This window comes from Actinoplanes sandaracinus (genome assembly GCF_030009775.1).
In the GTDB taxonomy this organism is placed as follows: domain Bacteria; phylum Actinomycetota; class Actinomycetes; order Mycobacteriales; family Micromonosporaceae; genus Actinoplanes; species Actinoplanes sandaracinus.
Map to the genome: position 1 here is coordinate 80,178 of NZ_JASCTH010000040.1, position 16,178 is coordinate 96,355.

At 68.5% G+C, this 16,178-nt stretch carries 14 protein-coding genes; 3 read left to right on the forward strand and 11 right to left on the reverse strand.

What is annotated here, in order from left to right; all coding sequences use genetic code 11:
- Nucleotide 1: 1 nt before the first annotated feature.
- Complete coding sequence (locus QLQ12_RS41670; protein ID WP_282766578.1) at nucleotides 2–604, reverse strand: recombinase family protein; 603 nt, start codon at nucleotides 602–604, stop codon at nucleotides 2–4.
- A 301-nt stretch (nucleotides 605–905) separates the two neighbouring features.
- Between QLQ12_RS41670 and QLQ12_RS41675 the strand changes: the two genes are divergently transcribed.
- Complete coding sequence (locus QLQ12_RS41675) at nucleotides 906–1,709, forward strand: GAF and ANTAR domain-containing protein (RefSeq protein ID WP_282766579.1); 804 nt, start codon at nucleotides 906–908, stop codon at nucleotides 1,707–1,709.
- A gap of 15 nt (nucleotides 1,710–1,724) precedes the next feature.
- On the opposite strand, the gene QLQ12_RS41680 is transcribed toward QLQ12_RS41675, so the two are convergent.
- Nucleotides 1,725–2,294 (reverse strand): STAS domain-containing protein, encoded by a 570-nt coding sequence (locus QLQ12_RS41680; RefSeq protein WP_282766580.1) that lies wholly within the window; start codon nucleotides 2,292–2,294, stop codon nucleotides 1,725–1,727.
- A 47-nt stretch (nucleotides 2,295–2,341) separates the two neighbouring features.
- Entirely contained in the window at nucleotides 2,342–3,124 is a 783-nt protein-coding gene (locus tag QLQ12_RS41685) for an ATP-binding protein (protein ID WP_282766581.1), read from the reverse strand.
- Between the two features lie 638 nt (nucleotides 3,125–3,762).
- Between QLQ12_RS41685 and QLQ12_RS41690 the strand changes: the two genes are divergently transcribed.
- Nucleotides 3,763–4,530, forward strand: coding sequence for a maleylpyruvate isomerase N-terminal domain-containing protein (locus QLQ12_RS41690; protein WP_282766582.1), 768 nt, complete (start codon nucleotides 3,763–3,765; stop codon nucleotides 4,528–4,530).
- Nucleotides 4,531–4,606: 76 nt separating this feature from the next.
- Here QLQ12_RS41690 and QLQ12_RS41695 read toward each other — a convergent pair whose 3' ends face one another.
- From QLQ12_RS41695 to QLQ12_RS41730, 8 genes are all read right to left on the reverse strand, one after another.
- Nucleotides 4,607–4,804 (reverse strand): hypothetical protein, encoded by a 198-nt coding sequence (locus QLQ12_RS41695; protein WP_282766584.1) that lies wholly within the window; start codon nucleotides 4,802–4,804, stop codon nucleotides 4,607–4,609.
- Between the two features lie 113 nt (nucleotides 4,805–4,917).
- Nucleotides 4,918–5,736, reverse strand: a complete 819-nt coding sequence (locus QLQ12_RS41700; protein WP_282766585.1) for a hypothetical protein — start codon at nucleotides 5,734–5,736, stop codon at nucleotides 4,918–4,920.
- 58 nt (nucleotides 5,737–5,794) lie between these two features.
- Nucleotides 5,795–6,679, reverse strand: coding sequence for an alpha/beta fold hydrolase (locus tag QLQ12_RS41705; protein WP_282766586.1), 885 nt, complete (start codon nucleotides 6,677–6,679; stop codon nucleotides 5,795–5,797).
- 125 nt (nucleotides 6,680–6,804) lie between these two features.
- Entirely contained in the window at nucleotides 6,805–7,437 is a 633-nt protein-coding gene (locus QLQ12_RS41710; RefSeq protein ID WP_282766587.1) for a nucleotidyltransferase domain-containing protein, read from the reverse strand.
- A 1,098-nt stretch (nucleotides 7,438–8,535) separates the two neighbouring features.
- Nucleotides 8,536–9,309, reverse strand: a complete 774-nt coding sequence (locus QLQ12_RS41715) for a hypothetical protein (RefSeq protein WP_282766588.1) — start codon at nucleotides 9,307–9,309, stop codon at nucleotides 8,536–8,538.
- Nucleotides 9,306–9,503, reverse strand: a complete 198-nt coding sequence (locus tag QLQ12_RS41720) for a hypothetical protein (RefSeq protein ID WP_282766589.1) — start codon at nucleotides 9,501–9,503, stop codon at nucleotides 9,306–9,308. Before QLQ12_RS41720 ends, QLQ12_RS41715 begins: the two co-directional genes overlap by 4 nt.
- 202 nt (nucleotides 9,504–9,705) lie before the next feature.
- Nucleotides 9,706–10,872: an epoxide hydrolase family protein gene (locus tag QLQ12_RS41725; protein ID WP_282766590.1), complete on the reverse strand. Its 1,167-nt coding sequence runs from the start codon at nucleotides 10,870–10,872 to the stop codon at nucleotides 9,706–9,708.
- A gap of 903 nt (nucleotides 10,873–11,775) precedes the next feature.
- Entirely contained in the window at nucleotides 11,776–14,256 is a 2,481-nt protein-coding gene (locus QLQ12_RS41730) for a helix-turn-helix transcriptional regulator (RefSeq protein ID WP_282766591.1), read from the reverse strand.
- Between the two features lie 409 nt (nucleotides 14,257–14,665).
- Here QLQ12_RS41730 and QLQ12_RS41735 point away from each other — a divergent pair, with 409 nt between their 5' ends.
- Entirely contained in the window at nucleotides 14,666–15,502 is an 837-nt protein-coding gene (locus QLQ12_RS41735) for an SAM-dependent methyltransferase (RefSeq protein WP_282766592.1), read from the forward strand.
- Nucleotides 15,503–16,178: the final 676 nt, after the last annotated feature.

Below are 16,178 nucleotides of genomic sequence, written 5' to 3' on the forward strand. Positions count from 1 at the left end.
CCTATCGGCCGGTGAGGTGGGCAGCCAGTTCGGCGCGGTCGTCGATGAGTTTGTAGATGGTCGGACGCGACACCGTGAAGTGCCGGGCGATGCCGGTGACGTTCCAGACCGGCCGGTCGTCGGGGCCGCGCTCGTCGAGCATCTGGTAGACCTGCTTGATCTGGCGCATGGACAGCTTGTGCGGGCGCCCGCCGTTGCGGCCGCGGTTGGTGGTGGCGGCCAGGCCCTCCCGGGTGCCCTCCACGATCAGTTCCCGGTTGAACTCGTCGAACGCCCCGAGCAGGTGGAACATGAGCCGGCCGGTGGAGGTGGAGGTGTCGATGTCCTGCTGGGTGACCTTCAGGTCCACGCCGCGCTCGCGCAGGTCACCGGTGAGACTGATCAGGTGTTTGAGGCTGCGGAACAGCCGCGACAGCCGGGTGATCACGAGGGTGTCGCCGCGGCGGAGCCGGGCCAGGGCCTTGTCCAATTCCGGGCGGCTGGCGGTCTTGCCCGACACTCCTTCGTCGATGTAGATCTCCTCGCAGCCGGCCTCGGCCAGTAGCTGACGTTGGCCGACGGAGTTCTGCTCGCGGGTCGAGACCCGGGCGTAGCCGATCCTCATCGGCCGAGTGTAAAGCAATCACGGTTCTGCAAGCCGTGTTTGCTGACAAGACATTTGTTGACACGTGTTTCCTTACACTCCACCTGGACGTTCGCAAGGTCTGGTCTTGAGCCGGGTGTAACGAAAACACGTTCGAGATTCTTTGACACTCAGGGCTGGCGCCCCTACCCGGAGACGGCGCGGACCCTGCCAGCACCGGCATGTCCAGATCGTGAGCACCACATCCAGTCGGGCTCGACAGGTGTGCCGTGGGACTGGGGTGGGTACTGTGGGAAGTCTTCACTGCTGGTCTTCTTCGTGCGTGTCGTTCGTGATCCGCCGGTCCTTGGTGACGTGCCGGGTCACGTGGGTGCCCGGGGATCGGCTGGCGTATTCGATGACCGGTTCGTCGACGGACCCGTCGTGGCTGGCGGAGTTCCAGCAGCTACTGATCGACACCGAGGATCTGCAGGACTTCCTGACCGAGGTCACGGTCCGCGTTGGCCGGGCGATGCCCGGTGTCTCCTGTGGTCTCACGGTGCGCGGTGACGGTATTCAGCAGACCGTGGCCGGCAGCGACGACTACGCCCGCGGCATCGACGCCATTCAGTACGCCCATCAGGAAGGTCCTTGCCTGGCCGCGAGTGACACCGGTGAGATCCATACCATCGGCGATCTGAACGAGGAGGCCCGCTGGCCGCGGTTCACACCCGTGGCCGGGGCCCGAGGTTTGGGTAGCGTGTTGTCGTTGCCGGTGGGGGTGGGCGAGACGATCGGGGCGCTGAACCTGTACGCCCGCGTCCCGCGTTTCTTCGACGCCGGCCGGCGTGAGCAGGCAGTCGCTTTCGCTGGCACGGTGACCGGCGCGATCACCCTCGCGGTACGCATGGCCCGCGAGCAACGGCTCAACCGTGACCTGCACCGAACCCTGCAGACGCGGTCGGTCATCAATCAGGCGATCGGGGTGCTGATGGCCCAGCACCGGTGTAACGCCGAGCAGGCCTTCGCCATGCTGAGCCGGGCGTCGCAGCAGCGTAACGTCAAGGTGCGGGTCATCGCCGCGCGGATCGTCACCTCGGTCAGCGGCGGACCTCCGACCGATGCCCCGTTCGGGCCGCAGGCCTGACGCTTGCCGGGTGCGTCAGCAATCGTGGTCGCGGGAATTCGGCGGCCGCTGTTCGCGGTGTTCCAGGTTGTGCTCGCGCTGATTGGCGAGGTCCTCGCGGATGTCTTCCCAGTCCTGGTGCGCAGCGACCCGGTCCTGGCGTTCGGCGAGAAGATGGTCGCGTTCGTCGGCGAGCAGCTCCCGGTCGTCGGCGAGCGCCTCCCGCTCGTCGAGCTGCTGTTCGCGCCCGCTGGGCGTGGCCGGGCCGGGCGGCTGGAGCGCGGCTGATGGCTGATCGGTGCCCAGGTCGGCGTCGGCGCCGAGGAGCAGGCCGGTGGTGTCGGTCAGGTCCGTCAGACACCGCAGCGACGCGCCGGGCCCGCGCAGGGTGAAGGTGACGCCGTGGCCGGTGCACGTGTGCCGGGTCCGCAGCAGCGCGCGCAGGCCGGCGACGTCGACGAAGTCGAGCTCGGCGACATCGATCACGACGTGCCGGATGGCCGGGGTCAACGCCACGGTGATCGGATCGCCCGCAGCCACCGTCTCGAAAGCCAGATCACCGGCCACGGTGATGATCAGCACGCTGCCGGCATGGTGGGCAGCCACGGTGAGCACCCGCGGTCGCGGCCCGCGTCGCTGATCATCAGGACTGCTCATGATTCGTTACGACCTCCGTCCACGGCCAGGGTGGCCCACACAACTTTGCCCTCCACGCACGGCAGCGCACCCCACGCGGTGGCCGCGCGGCGAACCAGGCGCAGCCCGGCGCCGCGCTGCTCGACCGGGCTGCCCGGCCGGTCCAGGTCGTGCTCGATCAGCTGCGGCAGGCGCGCGGTGAAGTCCTGCACCGCCAGATGCAGCACCGGGCCCCGCAGCGAAACCACGGCCACGACGTCGGTACCGGCGTGCTCGACCGCGTTGGCCGTCAGCTCCGACATGACCAGCCGGGCCGCAGTGACAAGGTGGGCCATGTCCCAGACATGGCAGGCATCCTCCGCCAGGCTCCGCGCGGTGACCGCCGCACCCGGCTCACTCGGCAGGCGCAACTGCCGGCGCTGCGTCCACGGCACCCGCCCCAACCGAGCGCGCGCCTCACGGACACTGCCGGCGGTCTGGATCTCTGCGCCGTCCAGCCGTGGGCGCACCGGCTCCGCGACCCCACACAGGATCAGCTCGCTGGCCGGGCACCGGGCGGCGGTGTAGCGGGCCGCGGTGTGCCAGGTCGCCACCGACTCTGCCGCCGGGTCGCTCAGCCCGGACAAGTCCACCAGCACCGCCCGTGGGCACTCCGCCAGACACGCCCGCACGCTGTGCGCCGCCACCGTGCGCAGCCCCGGGTCCCAACTCCCGCGCACGAACACCTCGGTGACCGCGGCATCGAAATCATGCCGGACCCGCAACCGATCCGACTCCCGCACCAGAAAGCTGTTATCCATGCCGCACCCCCGCCCACCGTGCGGCCGACGCCACCACCCAGGGCAACGCCCATGACGGCCCAGACATCGCCCAGACGCCTGCCGCGCCTCGACAGCCAGGGCCGATCATCCCCGGCCGACACCGCCGAGACAACAGCACCACAGCAACATGTTCGTTCATCGACCTCACCTCGAACACACGAGTCCCGTGCCCACGAGCGCCACGCCGATCCGCATCATTGAGTTGTGACCGCGTTCATCCCCTGCGCGGCGCATCTATGACTGGGGACACCGACCATCGCCGGCGAGCCCAGCTTCTTGAGCACCGCCACATTCGCCCTCAACGATAGTCCCCGCAGTGACGTCGTCACCATCCCGACGACCCCGCCACAAGCCATGTCACCACATCGGCGGATGGCCCCGCCCACGGTAGACCCCGGATCTTGAGACCCCGGCCAGAAGCGCCGTCGAGGCGGCTCCGGCCTATTGCCGGTTTCCGCCGTACCTTGGTTACACCCCTACCGGCAACGCTCCAAGCGCACGTTGGTGACACGGTGGTCGTTTCACCAGGATCGAGGGCCGGTTCCTGGTGTGCGGTGGCCGTACCGGCGGCCGATTAATCGCTGTCGGGTTTTGGATCATGATGGTAGAAAGCTGCGGTGGAAACGAATTTGGAGTTCTCCGATCTGCTCCGGCTGATCGACGAACGATCGGCCGCCTTCCGCGCCGCGGTCGCCTCCGCTCCGAGCCTCGACGTGCCGGTCCCGACCTGTCCGGGGTGGACCCTGTTCGATCTCGTGCAGCACATCGATGTCGGGCGCCGCTTCTGGGCCGCCATCGTCACCGCGGGTCCCGCCGACGCTCCCCCGGCCAAGCCGGTGTCGGCCGCGCCCCGCGAGCGCGAGGCCCTGCTGGAGTGGCTGGCGGCAGCGACGCGGGAACTGCTCGACGCCCTGCGGGAGGCCGGCCCGGACCGGGGCTGCTGGACCTGGTGGGGTGGGTCGCAGTCGCCGCAGACCAGCGGCGCCGTCGCCCGCCACCAGCTCCAGGAGGTCGCGGTGCACACCTACGACGCCCAGCTCGCCGTGGGCGACCCGCAACCGCTGCCGAGCGAGGTGGCTCTCGACGGTGTCGACGAGTTCCTGTCCACCTGCTGCGCGGGGCCGTACTCCTGGCCGTACGATCCCGCCGTCGTCGAGTACCACGCGACCGAAGGCCGGTCCTGGCGGCTCTCGCTGTCGGCCGACGGCGTGCGCGCCGTCGACATCGCCGCCGCCGCTGACGACGCTGAGGCCGCCGCGTCCCTGAAGGCCACGGCCGGTGAGCTGGTTCTCGCCCTCTACGGCCGGGTTGCGCTGGACTCCCTGAAACTCGACGGCGACGGACGTGTCTTCGACCTGCTCCTGGCCTGGGATCCGGACGAGTAGGACGTGCCGGCGCGGCTCCCCCGCCCGCCCGGGAGCGAGGGAGCCGGGACTTTGGGGTTGCACGCCGTCGCCGAGGCTACTTCCCGGCCGTGCCGGGTTTCCGGACGACGCCCGCGTAGGTCTGCGAGGGCTCATCGCCACCCTCCCTGAGCCTGTCGATGCGTGATGAGACGTACTGCCACTTCGCCCAGAACGTCGCGAGTCGCTCGCGCCCGGCGTCGTTGAGCGCGTGGAACTTGCGGGGCGGGCCCACCTCGGACGGCCGTTTCGTCACCTGGACGGGCCGGGAACGGTGACGCCGCCGGCGGCTCCCGGACCGCCCAGTCCGTCGCCGTCACGGTTAGCGGACCGCGGATCCCGGACCGCCGGCCACGGCGCCATGACCGGTCAGGCGAAGACGTCCAGGAGCGTACTGATCCGCAACCGCAGCGCCGGCGAGTGCGCGCCGGCGACAACCACGCCGACCAGATCACCGTCGACCGCCAGGCGGATGTCGAGCGATTCAAAGACCCCGACCATGGCGTACGAATACCACCCGTCTTCGTCTTCGCGGGTCTCCATCGCCCGTGCCACCACGTCACGGGCGCTGTCGGCCGGGCGGTGCAGGGCGTACTCGGACAGCAGATCGAGGAAGCCGCCCAGGTGCGACAGCCGGATCCGCCCGTCGATCTCCGTCGCCTCCTTCTCCGGCCCTGTCTGCTCGTCGTCGTCATGGCCCGGCTCCAGGCCACCACTCACGGCGTGCTTGTCGTCGTACCCGACACGTGTGGCCGCCCACAGATCGAGGTTGCGGACCGCGCGCGCGGGATCGTAGGCGGCGGTCGGCAACTGCGGGACCCGCTTGCGGCCTGTCTGGTCGAGGCGGTACGGGACGTCGAACGCGGCCCGCCACTGCTCGACGGCCGGCGCGAAACGCTCCTGCGTCGCGGGGCCGCTGAGGTCGAGGTGCCGGCCGATGTCCGCCCAGGAGGTGCCGCGTTCCCGTTCGTAGATCACCGCGCTGGTGACCAGCCGATCCGCGTGACCGGCCAGCGCGGCCGCCTCACTGACCCGGCCGCCGGCGCCGCAGAACGCGTCGTAGCGGGTGACCGCCAGACTTCCCGCGGCATCGGACAGGCCACTGGCCTGGTGGGAGAGCACCAGCCGGGCGAGGGCGCGGCGAGAGTACGGGGAGCGGTCATCGTCGTACGGCGTCCTGGCGGTCACCGACCGAGCGTCGCACACCGACGCAGCCGACCCGCGAAGGCAGGACCAGACAGCATGGTCACCCGAACACCGGCCCGCCAGATCCCCCGCGGGTCTGTCTCTTCACCGCGGCACGCAGCGCCGCGGTGAAGAGGTCTGGTGCTTCCAGCCATGGAAAATGCCCCGCGTTCGGGATGATGACGACCTCACAGTCGAGGCGTGCTCCGAGACGTCGCAGGGCATCGGCAGGGCGGCTGTCACCGGCGCCGCCGATCATCAGCGCGCCGGGCGGTAGGCACTCGCGAAGCTCGTCCACCCGTGATTCCAGGGGGTCGGCCTTCGTCGCGGCGTTGAGCCGGCTGTTCATCGCGTAGTTGACGGGCCGCAGCGCGCGGGCCGACGCCCGCGCCCAGTCCCATGCCCGATCCCGGTCGGCGTGGTCGGTGAACCACGACAGCGTGAGGTACTCGATCTCCTCAGCGTCGGTGCGTGCTCTCGTCGCATCGAGCTCATCGAGTCGGGCCTGCTGCTGGTCGGTGCGCCGGGCTCGCTGTGCTGCCCGGTCGGCTTCCCGCCACGGCTCCAGGAAGGGCCCGGCGATCTGAATCAGTCCGGCCACGCGCTCGGGGTGGGCCAGCAAGAAGTAGGAGGCCAGATCGGTCCCGAACGAATGCCCCACCAGAACGACCCGGTCGTGTCCCCACGCGTCCAGCAACAGCGCCAGGTCGTGGACGTGGCGGGCGATCGTGTGTTCCCCCTCCCAGCGGGACCCGCCGGTGCCGCGCTGGTCGTAGCGATGGATCAGGCAGAGGTCGGTGATGGTGTCGGCGACCGGAGCCAGATAGTCGGGTACTCCCGGACCGCCGTGCACCATGACCACGGGAAACGTCTGCGGGCTCGCCGAGCCTGTGGTCCAGGTGCGCAGCCGCGCACCGTCGTCCGACTCGGTCACGCCCACGGTCACGAAAGTGAACGTAACGTGGTCGCCCCGAAAAGGCCTGTCCGTAGTTTCCCGACCGCGCCGCAGACGTCGGGCTTCGCCCGATCGCCGCAATTTCCGCATCAACGACGCCCGCGGACGGGTCTGCCTCAGGTGAGCGCGGCCACCACGTCGAGGACGCGGGCGATGCGCGTACGTACGACGGCGTTGCCCGGTGTGGCGGCGAGGAGATCACGTAAGCCGTCGACGAGCGGCGCCTGATCGGTGATGCCGAGCATCGCGGCCATCCCAGCTGCGGCGGAATGCTCACCGCGGGCGATGAACTTCGCGGTCAGCGGCAGCATCGCCAGGGCGAATGTTGCCGGGTCGGTAGCGGTTCCCGGGCCACGGCCGTGATGATCCAGCGATTCGAAGAGCGTGCGGCAGCCGGTGTTGCCGTGCCCGGACAGCAGCCGTGCGTCTCGGGGTGCGGGCAGGGAGGCAGGCCAGCTGTACCAGTCGACCCACAGAGGTAACGGGCCGATGTCGTACATCGCTCCGACGTATCGGCCGCCGGCCGGGCCGTTGCGTGGCACCTCCAACGTCAGGATGGCGTCGCCCAGCGGCAGGTCGCCGGCAACCACGAGCAAGTCGACGTCGCTCCACGAGTCACCCTCGCCCCGGCCCAGTGAACCGGCGAGCCAGACCGCTTCCGCACGCAGACCGGCCACGGTCTGCCCCAGCCATCCCTCGCGGGCCGGCGGCATCGCCGCGACCAGGTCTTGAGCCTCCTGCCGCCGCATGCGCGGAGCCTAGATCGCGACGTCCGGCCGTGTCACGGCGATTTCCGGAGGCAGGGGTACGGCCGTGGGGGACCACCGGCAGTGGATCCGGCGCTGAGCCTCTGCCCCCTGTTGATGTTCATGGATGTGCCCTACGTTGACGGTCGTGCCGACCAGATTCTTGACAGACGAGCAGGTCACGACGTCCGGCCGGTTCGCCTCTACGAGCGAAGTCGTGCGTCCCACGGCGCACGGTTCGGTAGCGTGATCGCCTGCAATCGCTCGGACACTGAGGATCATTGGTGAGGCAGGACAAGAAGTGGAGTACGGCCCGATCAGTCGCGGGAACGCCCGGTGACTTTGCTGTTGTGTCTCATCTCGTCGTCTCCGGGACCCAGGCAGAGATAGGTCTCGGCCTTGCTCGTGCGTACGGGTCTGCGCCGCGCCGGATCATGCCGACGCTGGGACGTGCCCGGCAACGGTGGTTCGAGGCCAACTGGCCGGAACACCACGAGCGGTGCCAGGGCATGGCCGCCGCGTTCGGTGTCACCGCCGGTGATCCTTCGCTGTGTGTCGACGAACCCAACGGCTTTCCGCTACCAGGTGGGTGCTCAGCCGTGTGGTCTCCGCCGAGCGCCACCGCCTCGGCCAGGGTCGTGCGCAACTTCGATATCCACGCGTCCGTCATCGACACGGCCCCTACGAGCCGCACTGGCCAGCGACTCCCCGCCCTGGCGCGGCCCCATGTGGTCGAGATGCGCCCGGACAGAGGCCTGTCGTCAGTGGCGATAACGGGGAACAACCTGAGCGGCTGTCTGGAAGGCATCAACATCACCTGCTCTCGCAGCAGCTCGCTCATGGCGACGCCAATGCCACACGACTGCACGCGGCGCTTGACTCGGTGAGGGCCGAGACCATGGACGCCTCCGGATCCAGCACGCCTACCGCCGTCACCTTGTGGCGTACCGAGTACGACCCAGCAAGATCGATGATGACCGTTCGCCTCCTACTGGGTACAGAAGACGGCGGACGCTACAGCACGCCGCTGTCCATAGGTTTGCGATAGCGAACCGCCGGCGAAATCGTCATGGATGGCCCGCCAGGCCAGGCGTTCCCACGTCAAGGGCGGACGCGCCGGAGCCAGGGGCGATGGTCGATGAGGCCGGGCGGCTGCTCGGCAAGCCAGGTGTCCAGCTCCGGGTGCCCGTTCACCGTGGCGGCCACGACGACGACCTCGCCCCGGCCGTTGACGTGGTCGCCGACGAGCAGCAGCCGCCACCGGTCGAAGCGGTCGTTGAGGGTGTCGGTGGCGAACCGGTACTGCTCGGCGGTCCACCGGCTGGCGTGGACGTGCAGATGGCCGCCGTAGACCGGGCGGAGGTGCCGTTCGACCCGAGCGGGCGCGGTGGCGGCGACGACAAGCACCCGGCCACGGCGGCGGGTGCGCAGCACCTTCCGGCTGACGATGACCCCGCTGCCGATCAGATCCTGTTCGACGGCCGTGCGGGGCTCCGGGTTCGGTGGCTCGTCGGGTGGCGGCGGCACGTCGGCCTCGAGCACGGTGCTCGGAGCGGGCGTCCAGAAGTCGGTGAGGACGGACAGTGTGGCGTACCGCTCGACGTGTGCCGTGCCGTCCGGCGTGAGCACGGCGGTCAGGTCGACCCACGCCTGCACATGGGCGGCGTCGCTCCGCGCGCCGGGCAGCGTCGCCACGTCGGTGGCGTCGATGCCGGCGAGCGGGAGGCTGTGCCCGGATCGGGGCGCTATCGCACCGGTCGCGGAGGTGGTGAGCTGGTCGTGCCGCTCGCGGGGCTCGACGGTGACCAACCCGGCCGGGCCGGCGAGGAGCCGGCCGCTGACCGTGATGCGGCTGGTCCCACTCTCGATGGTCATGACGGCGACCTCGATTCTCGGTTGCTCGCGGCCGGTTGGACCCGCATGCTGGTGGTGAGTGCGGTGCGCAGCCAGGCTAGCGCCCGGCGGGCGGCGTCCTCGGCGGTCGGCTTCGCCCAGGCCGGGCCCGCGGCGTCGAAGAACGCCGGTCCCACCTTGCCGTACTGCGCCATCTCGTACGGCACGCCGACCACGGCCAGGGCGATGAGTGCGCGTGGGGGTCACGACCATTTGGCCGGTGACGGCTTGCAGGGCCAGCACCGCCACGTTACGGCCGCGGGAGAAGCCGAGCGCTCACCGAGGGCGTGATCCGTAGCGCGCTCAGCAGCCAGTCCAGCTGCGGCACGAGGGCGCCCGTGTAGATCAGAGAACTCGCGGGTTGTTTGTCAATCCCCGTCACCGTAGCTTTCGGAAGAACGTCCGGACGTCGTCGACCAGCAGGTCGGGCTCCTCCATGGCGAGGAAGTGCCCGCCCTTGTCGAGTTCGGTCCAGTGCACGATGTGGTGGTCACGCTCGGCCCACGGCCGGATCGTGTCGTCGTGACTGGACACGAGGACGCCGGTGGGCACGGTCCCGCGCTGGCCAGCGATCCCGTCCTGCTCGCCGGCCAGCGCGCTCGCGCAGATCTCCTCGTAGTAGATCTGCGCGGCGGAGGCGGCGGTGCCGGTCAGCCAGTAGATCGACACGTCGGTGAGGATGCGGTCGCGGTCGATGCTGTCCTCCGGCAGTCCCTCCTCCGGATGGGTGTGCTCCTTGAACTTCTCCACGATCCAGGCGAGTTGGCCGACCGGGGAGTCGGTCAGGGCGTACCCGATGGTCTGTGGGCGTTTGCTGTTGCAGTGGAAGTAGCCGTCGTTGGCGTTCTGCATGCGCTGCCAGCGTCGGTGGTCGGCCTCGCTGAGGCCGTCCATCTCCCCGTCGGCCCCGGCCGGGAGGGTGACCATCGCGGTGACGTGGACACCGATGACCCGCTCCGGGTCCAGTCTGCCCACTCGGGGGCCGATCCACGCGCCCCAGTCGTAGCCCTGTACGCCGTACCGGTCGTACCCGAGCCGGGCCATCAGCGCCGCGAGGATCCCGGCCATCCGGGCCGGGTTCATCCCCGGCCCGGCCAGTGGGGTGGAGAACCCGAATCCCGGCAGCGACGGGATCACCAGATGGAAGGCGTCGGCGGGGTCGCCGCCGTGGCTACGGGGATCGGACAGCGGCCCGATGACGTCGAGGAAGTCCACCACTGCACCGGGCCAGCCGTGCAACAGGATCAGCGGTGTGGCCCCCGGTTCGGACGAGGGCACGTGCAGGAAGTGCAGGTTCTGCCCGTCGATGGTGGTCAGGTGCTGCGGGTACTGGTTGAGGGCCGCCTCCTGGGCCCGCCAGTCGTAGCCGGTGCGCCAGTAGTCAGCGACCTCCTTCAGGTACCCGACGGGAACTCCGCGGCTCCAACCGACCCCGGGCAGCTCTTGCGGCCACCGGGTGTTGGCCAGCCGGGTCTTCAGGTCGTCGAGCTGCGCCTGCGGGATCTCGATACGGAACGGGCGGAGGCTTGGATGGCTGTTCGTCATGCAGGGCACGCTAGGGCTCGATCAGGACACTTCCTGACCTGATGGCCGTCGTGGCCGCCGCCTGCACCTCCTCCCTCATCGCCGACGGCCTGGGCAGGGTGGCGCGCGCGTAGAGGGTGTGAGCCTCGGGACCGAACACGGCGCCGACCGGCGGCGGCGCGCACCCGGAGACAAGGGTGTGCATCTCCAGCTGACCGCACTGGAGATGCTGAGGGTGTCCGAGTCGGTACTTGAGCCCAGACCGAAGCGGCGACACGGGCCTAGGTGAAAGGCCTAGAGAGACAATCGATGGCGGTCGACCAACATATCCGGCCACTCGTGGGCTCTCTCCGCGACACCGGTCAACCTGGCATCCTCGCCACGCAGGCTGTCTGCTGCGGTATCCCGTGAGGACCGGTAATTGCCCCACGCGTAGAAACGACCGGCCGTAGCCGCGCTCAGCCGCGCATGGAAAGCGCTGTTCTGTCCTTGGTGCATGTGCCCTCCCCCGATGGCAGGTGACCGATGCCGGGGTTCTGCCCCGACAAGGCCACCGGTGGTGCTCATTGCGCTGCCAGCAGAAAGCGCGCCTCCCCTTCCAGCAATTCCCACAAGCAGCGACGTCGATCTTCATCATTGAGACCCGACGTTCGGCTCGCAGCCCCTTTAGCCTCAGATCAGCGGTACAGCACCGAATCATGTGGAGTTGACCTGCTACGACGTCATCGGTGTGACGGTCAGCACGGCACCGTCGCGCAGCGGGTCCGGCCGACGGGCGTATTGCCCGTGAGGCAGGCCGCAACCGTACGTACGCCTACCCGTGTGGGCTTATCTCCCTGACTACCACGGCCGCCAGCAACCCGCGCATCTCAGGATCGGGAGGCGTGCGAGCAATCCTCGGGACGCTGGAGCGCGTGGACTTGTTCAGGTGGCGGTTCTCTGCGCCTCGGCAAGTCGGCGGGCGATGTGCCGGCGCGTCTTGATGTTGAGTTTTCGCAGGATGTTGCTGATCCGGTTCTTTACCGTCTCTTCGCCAACGCCCGTCCTCGCGGCGATGTCCGCGTTGGTGAGCTGTTCGGCGGCCAGTTGCGCCGTCTCCAGTTCCTTCGCGGTCAGGCCGAACAGGCCCGCCCCCGCGGTTGCCTGCATGCTGACATGCGAGGACGTCGACGGCACGGCCGGGACCGCGCTGGTTTGCATGCTGACACCCGTGGAGGCGGACCAGCGTGGTGTCGATTCGCCAAGGGCTACGGGGATGGCGTCGAGGTATCCCCGCACGCCGGCCTCGTACGGCCCGGCGAACTCCGCAGCCGTCAGGTGGCGCAGGATGTGGGCCCTGGCCTCTACCCGGCCGGCATCCAATGGTGGGAGTCCGTTGAGGTCGACGCCCATCGCGGTCCGCAACGCACTAGCGGCGCCCAGCAACCATGCCGCGAGTCCGGCGGCGGCTCGAGGGTTGTCGTTGGTATCGAGCATCAGGGCGACGATCTCGGCGTACAACTGGACAGACCAGGTGATCCCCCACCGGTCGTGCAACTCGGCTTCCAGCCGCAGGCACGGCAGCATGAACTCGCAGGCCTGCTCGTACTCCCCAGCACGGCGGGCCGCCAGCGCGCTGCTCCACAGCGCCCAGGCGATCGACCACGGGCCCTGAGACTCTTCTGCTTCCCGCAGGTAGTCCGCCGCGGTCGCCATGGCAGCCTCCGGCACGTCGGCGAACGCCTGGCTCATGGTCAACATCATCTTCACCATGTGCCGACCGCCCGCCGTCGCGTCGTTCGCGGGGGTGGTCAGGAGCACGCCGCTAAGCAGCCCGATGGCCTCTCGGCTACCGTCTCGCAAAGCCTTGATCGCGCCCAAGGGGTATAGCAGGTCCGCCGGGACGGGGAGTCCCCTCCGGATCATCTGGTTTTTCGCGAACTCGGCCATCGTGTGGGCTTCGTCGGCGCGGCCTTGCGTGACGACCACCCATCCCAGCGCGGCGGCCACGGTGGCCAGCATCTCGGCCTCTCGATCGGTCTCCTGGTCCGGGCCGAAGGCGGCGATCACGCGACGCAGGACCTGTGCCACCATTTCGAGCACGCCGTGGAAGTGCGGGGTGCGCGTTCTCACCAGGTCGAAGGCGATCTTCCCGGCGGCGATGACGTTGCCGTCGTCGAGGCAGTGGTCGATCGCGGCGAGGATGTCGTCGAGCTGCCGGCGAACGTCTCGCAGGATGTCGATCTCGTGGGGGCCGTACCAGCCGTCGGCGGCCTGCGCGGTGAAGTCCGCGAAATGTTCTCGGTGCAGGGCGCGGACCTCAGCGACGCCGTCCGAGCCCAGCCGGCGGAGACCGAATTCGCGGAGGCTGTCCATCATCCGCCACTGCGTGACACCAGCGCTGGAGTCGGGACGGATGATCGACTTGTCGACCAACTCGGCGATCAGCGCTCTGAGCGGCATGGCGCTGTGACCGGTGACAGCGGCGGCGGCAGCCAGATCGAAGCCATGCCGAAACACCGCTAGACGCTGCCATGCCTGCTGCCCGTTCTTCGAGCAATGTTCGTAGCTGAACGCGACGACCCTTTCCAGGCCGGAGTGTTCCGAAGCCTTACTGGAGGGCTGCGAAGCATCGCCGGCCTCCAGGTCGGGCCGGGCCAGCACACCGAAGAGGTCCTTCTCCAGCTCTTTGATCAACTCCTCGACGGACAGGACCCGAGGCACCCACTGGGCAGCCAGGTGGACTGCAAGGGGAAGACCTTCCAACATCTTGCACAGTTGGGTGACCGCGGCCTTGTTACCCAGCGCGCCGGCGCCGGCATCGGATTGCTTCACCAAGGCGGTGAAGAGGGCCACCGTGTCGTCTTGTCCCAATGGCGGCACCGGTAGAACATGTTCGGCATCGTGTCGGAACCTTTGCCGCGACGTCGCGATGATCCGCAGCTCGGGGTTCCCCGCCAGAAGGTTGTCCAGGACCGGCCGGAGCTCGGTGATGATGTCGTCGCAGCGGTCGAACACCAGCAGGAACTGCTTAGGTTTCCTGCCGTTGACCTCGGGAAGACCGTCGAGGTAGGCGCGCACCACGTCCGGGGTGATCTTGCCGTTGTAGCGAAGGCCTACGGCATCGGCCAACAGCGAGTAGAGGTGCCCGGCGAATACCTTTGATTCGCTGGTCAGCGCTCCGAGGTTGATGATCCACGCCGCCCGGCCCTCGCTCTGCGCATGGTCTGCGCTGCGGGCGTCGGGGATCCGCTGCCAGGAGTGCGCGATCTGGGTGGCGAGGCTCGTCTTTCCGATACCGCCGGCGCCGTGCAAAGTCAGCCAGCGGACATTGTCCTGGAGCATCTGCAGGGCGGTGGCCACCAACTCGTCACGGCCGATAAAGGTCCCGAGACCAGAAAGAATCTCATGATCCAGCGTGGTCACCGGCGCAGCGTACCCGGTTCGGGGGTATCCGCGACACCGTCGACCCCCGTTGCGGGGGTACGAGGGAAGGCTGCTTACCCGTTTCGGGGGTAGCGACAAGCGATCAAATACCCGGCGCGGGTGATGCGCATGCCCTTCGATGTCCGGAAGAATCCTGATCTAGGCAGCGCGCCGGTACGGAAACGTTCCGGTGGCGCTGCCGCACGCCGAGGCCAGCAACGGGGGTGTGGCCCCGGCGGAGTTCCGCTGCGGGGTGCAGGTCGCCAGCCGACCTGCCCCGCAGGATCGATCACAGGAAGGTCTCATGACCAGCACACAGTGGCGGCGGCCCCAGGAGGCCCGAGTCCGCGATTTCTACGCTCCCATCGCAGCCGGCGGAATGGGAATGGGAGCCGCGTATCGCAATGTCATGGTCGACGACGCGGACCGCAACGATCCCTTCAACGGGCACATGTGGTGGTACGGCAAGCCCGAGGTCGAGCAGAAGGGCGGGAGCCGGTACGAGGCGAAGAAGCAGGTGCTCCGCGACTTCGCCGAGACGGCCAAGTTGGGCGAGGGGATGCGAGTCCTGGAATTCGGTTCCGGGGTAGGCGGCGCGGCGGTGTGGCTCGCCGAGCAGTACGGCGCCACCGTGGTGGGAGTCTCGAACACCGACGACCTCCAGCAGCAGGCCCGGCAGTTGGCGGCCCGTCGCGAGCGCAGCGGACACCTGAAGCCCCGCCTGGCGTCCTTCGCCACCATCGGCGATACCGACTACCAGCACTTCTCCCTGTTCTCCCCCGAGAGTTTTGACGTCTTCCTGTTCATGGAGTCGCCGTGCCACCTGCCCGCTGACAATCTGCCGAAGTTGTTCGCTGCAGCGGCGCGGGTCGTCAAGCCGGGCGGGTGGCTGCTCGGGCAGGACTGGTTGCAGCGGCCGTGGGGACCTGCGGAGCACGAGCGCAGCCCCATGGAGATCGACGCCCTCGTCCAGGATGTCTGCGAGGCCTTCCACCTTGGGCATCTGGGCACCCTCGACGGCTACAGCGCACACATAGCCGCAGCCGGATTCAAGGTGGACCAGGACCAGTCCCGCGACATGTTCCTCTCTCATCCCGCCTACAGCAGCACGGAATCTCCGGAGAGCTGGACGAGCTATGACGGCCCGGAGGGCAAACTGCTCAATGACCAGCACCGGGCGATGCACGCGGCGCGCGCCGCCGGGGTTTTCACCGTCGGGACATTCGCCGCCACCCGGCTCGGCTGACAGGTCCGACCGCACGCCAGCGATCTGCTGAAGCAGGCGCCTTGTGGCGCTCTCGGCTCCTGCGGGGGCCGCCCGTTACCTTTTATAGTGATCGTGCCGGATGCTCTTCCCCCGTGGAGCATCCGGCATCTTCAGCATCCCGGTCCCACCAAACCGAGGTACTGCCAGCGGATCTAACGCACCCCGGTTCCAAACAAGCGGGAACTTCCCATCGGCATCCCGATGGCCGGACGCAGCAGGAAGTCTTCGGCGCGCTCCGCCGTCTGATCGATCAGCTGGCGCCTCTGCAAGGGCCGGTGACCGCGTGGATCACCTCTGGGTGTGCTTCGGCAACGAGCCGGGGCCTGAGTCGGCCGGGGAGGCCGTCGACGGCGGTGCTTGAACCTCCTCAGATCGTCGTCGGACAGGGATCCGAGCGTGCTGGGATCGCAAGCAGGTTTCTCGCTGTGCGCCAGCAACTCGTCGGGAAATGTCCCGGCCGGTGGCGCGCAGCACGGGGTTGGTGCCACGTTCACACCGTTGCCGAGGTGCTCCCGCGTTCGGTCACTGAGAGGCCGGTCATGAACTGTTTAGGTTGATCTATGCGTTGGGTCCGTTTGGAGATCGTTCTGCGGGTTCGCGATAGATAGTGATCACTCGATCGAATGAAAGATGAACATCGGTCACGTCAGGCGGG

Bases quoted from the DNA above. Each gene is read 5' to 3' on its own strand.
- QLQ12_RS41670 (WP_282766578.1), bottom strand. From the start codon at position 604: ATGAGGATCGGCTACGCCCGGGTCTCGACCCGCGAGCAGAACTCCGTC.
- QLQ12_RS41685 (WP_282766581.1), bottom strand. From the start codon at position 3,124: ATGGATAACAGCTTTCTGGTGCGGGAGTCGGATCGGTTGCGGGTCCGG.
- QLQ12_RS41710 (WP_282766587.1), bottom strand. From the start codon at position 7,437: ATGCGGCGGCAGGAGGCTCAAGACCTGGTCGCGGCGATGCCGCCGGCC.
- QLQ12_RS41715 (WP_282766588.1), bottom strand. From the start codon at position 9,309: ATGACCATCGAGAGTGGGACCAGCCGCATCACGGTCAGCGGCCGGCTC.
- QLQ12_RS41725 (WP_282766590.1), bottom strand. From the start codon at position 10,872: ATGACGAACAGCCATCCAAGCCTCCGCCCGTTCCGTATCGAGATCCCG.
- QLQ12_RS41735 (WP_282766592.1), top strand. From the start codon at position 14,666: ATGGTCGACGACGCGGACCGCAACGATCCCTTCAACGGGCACATGTGG.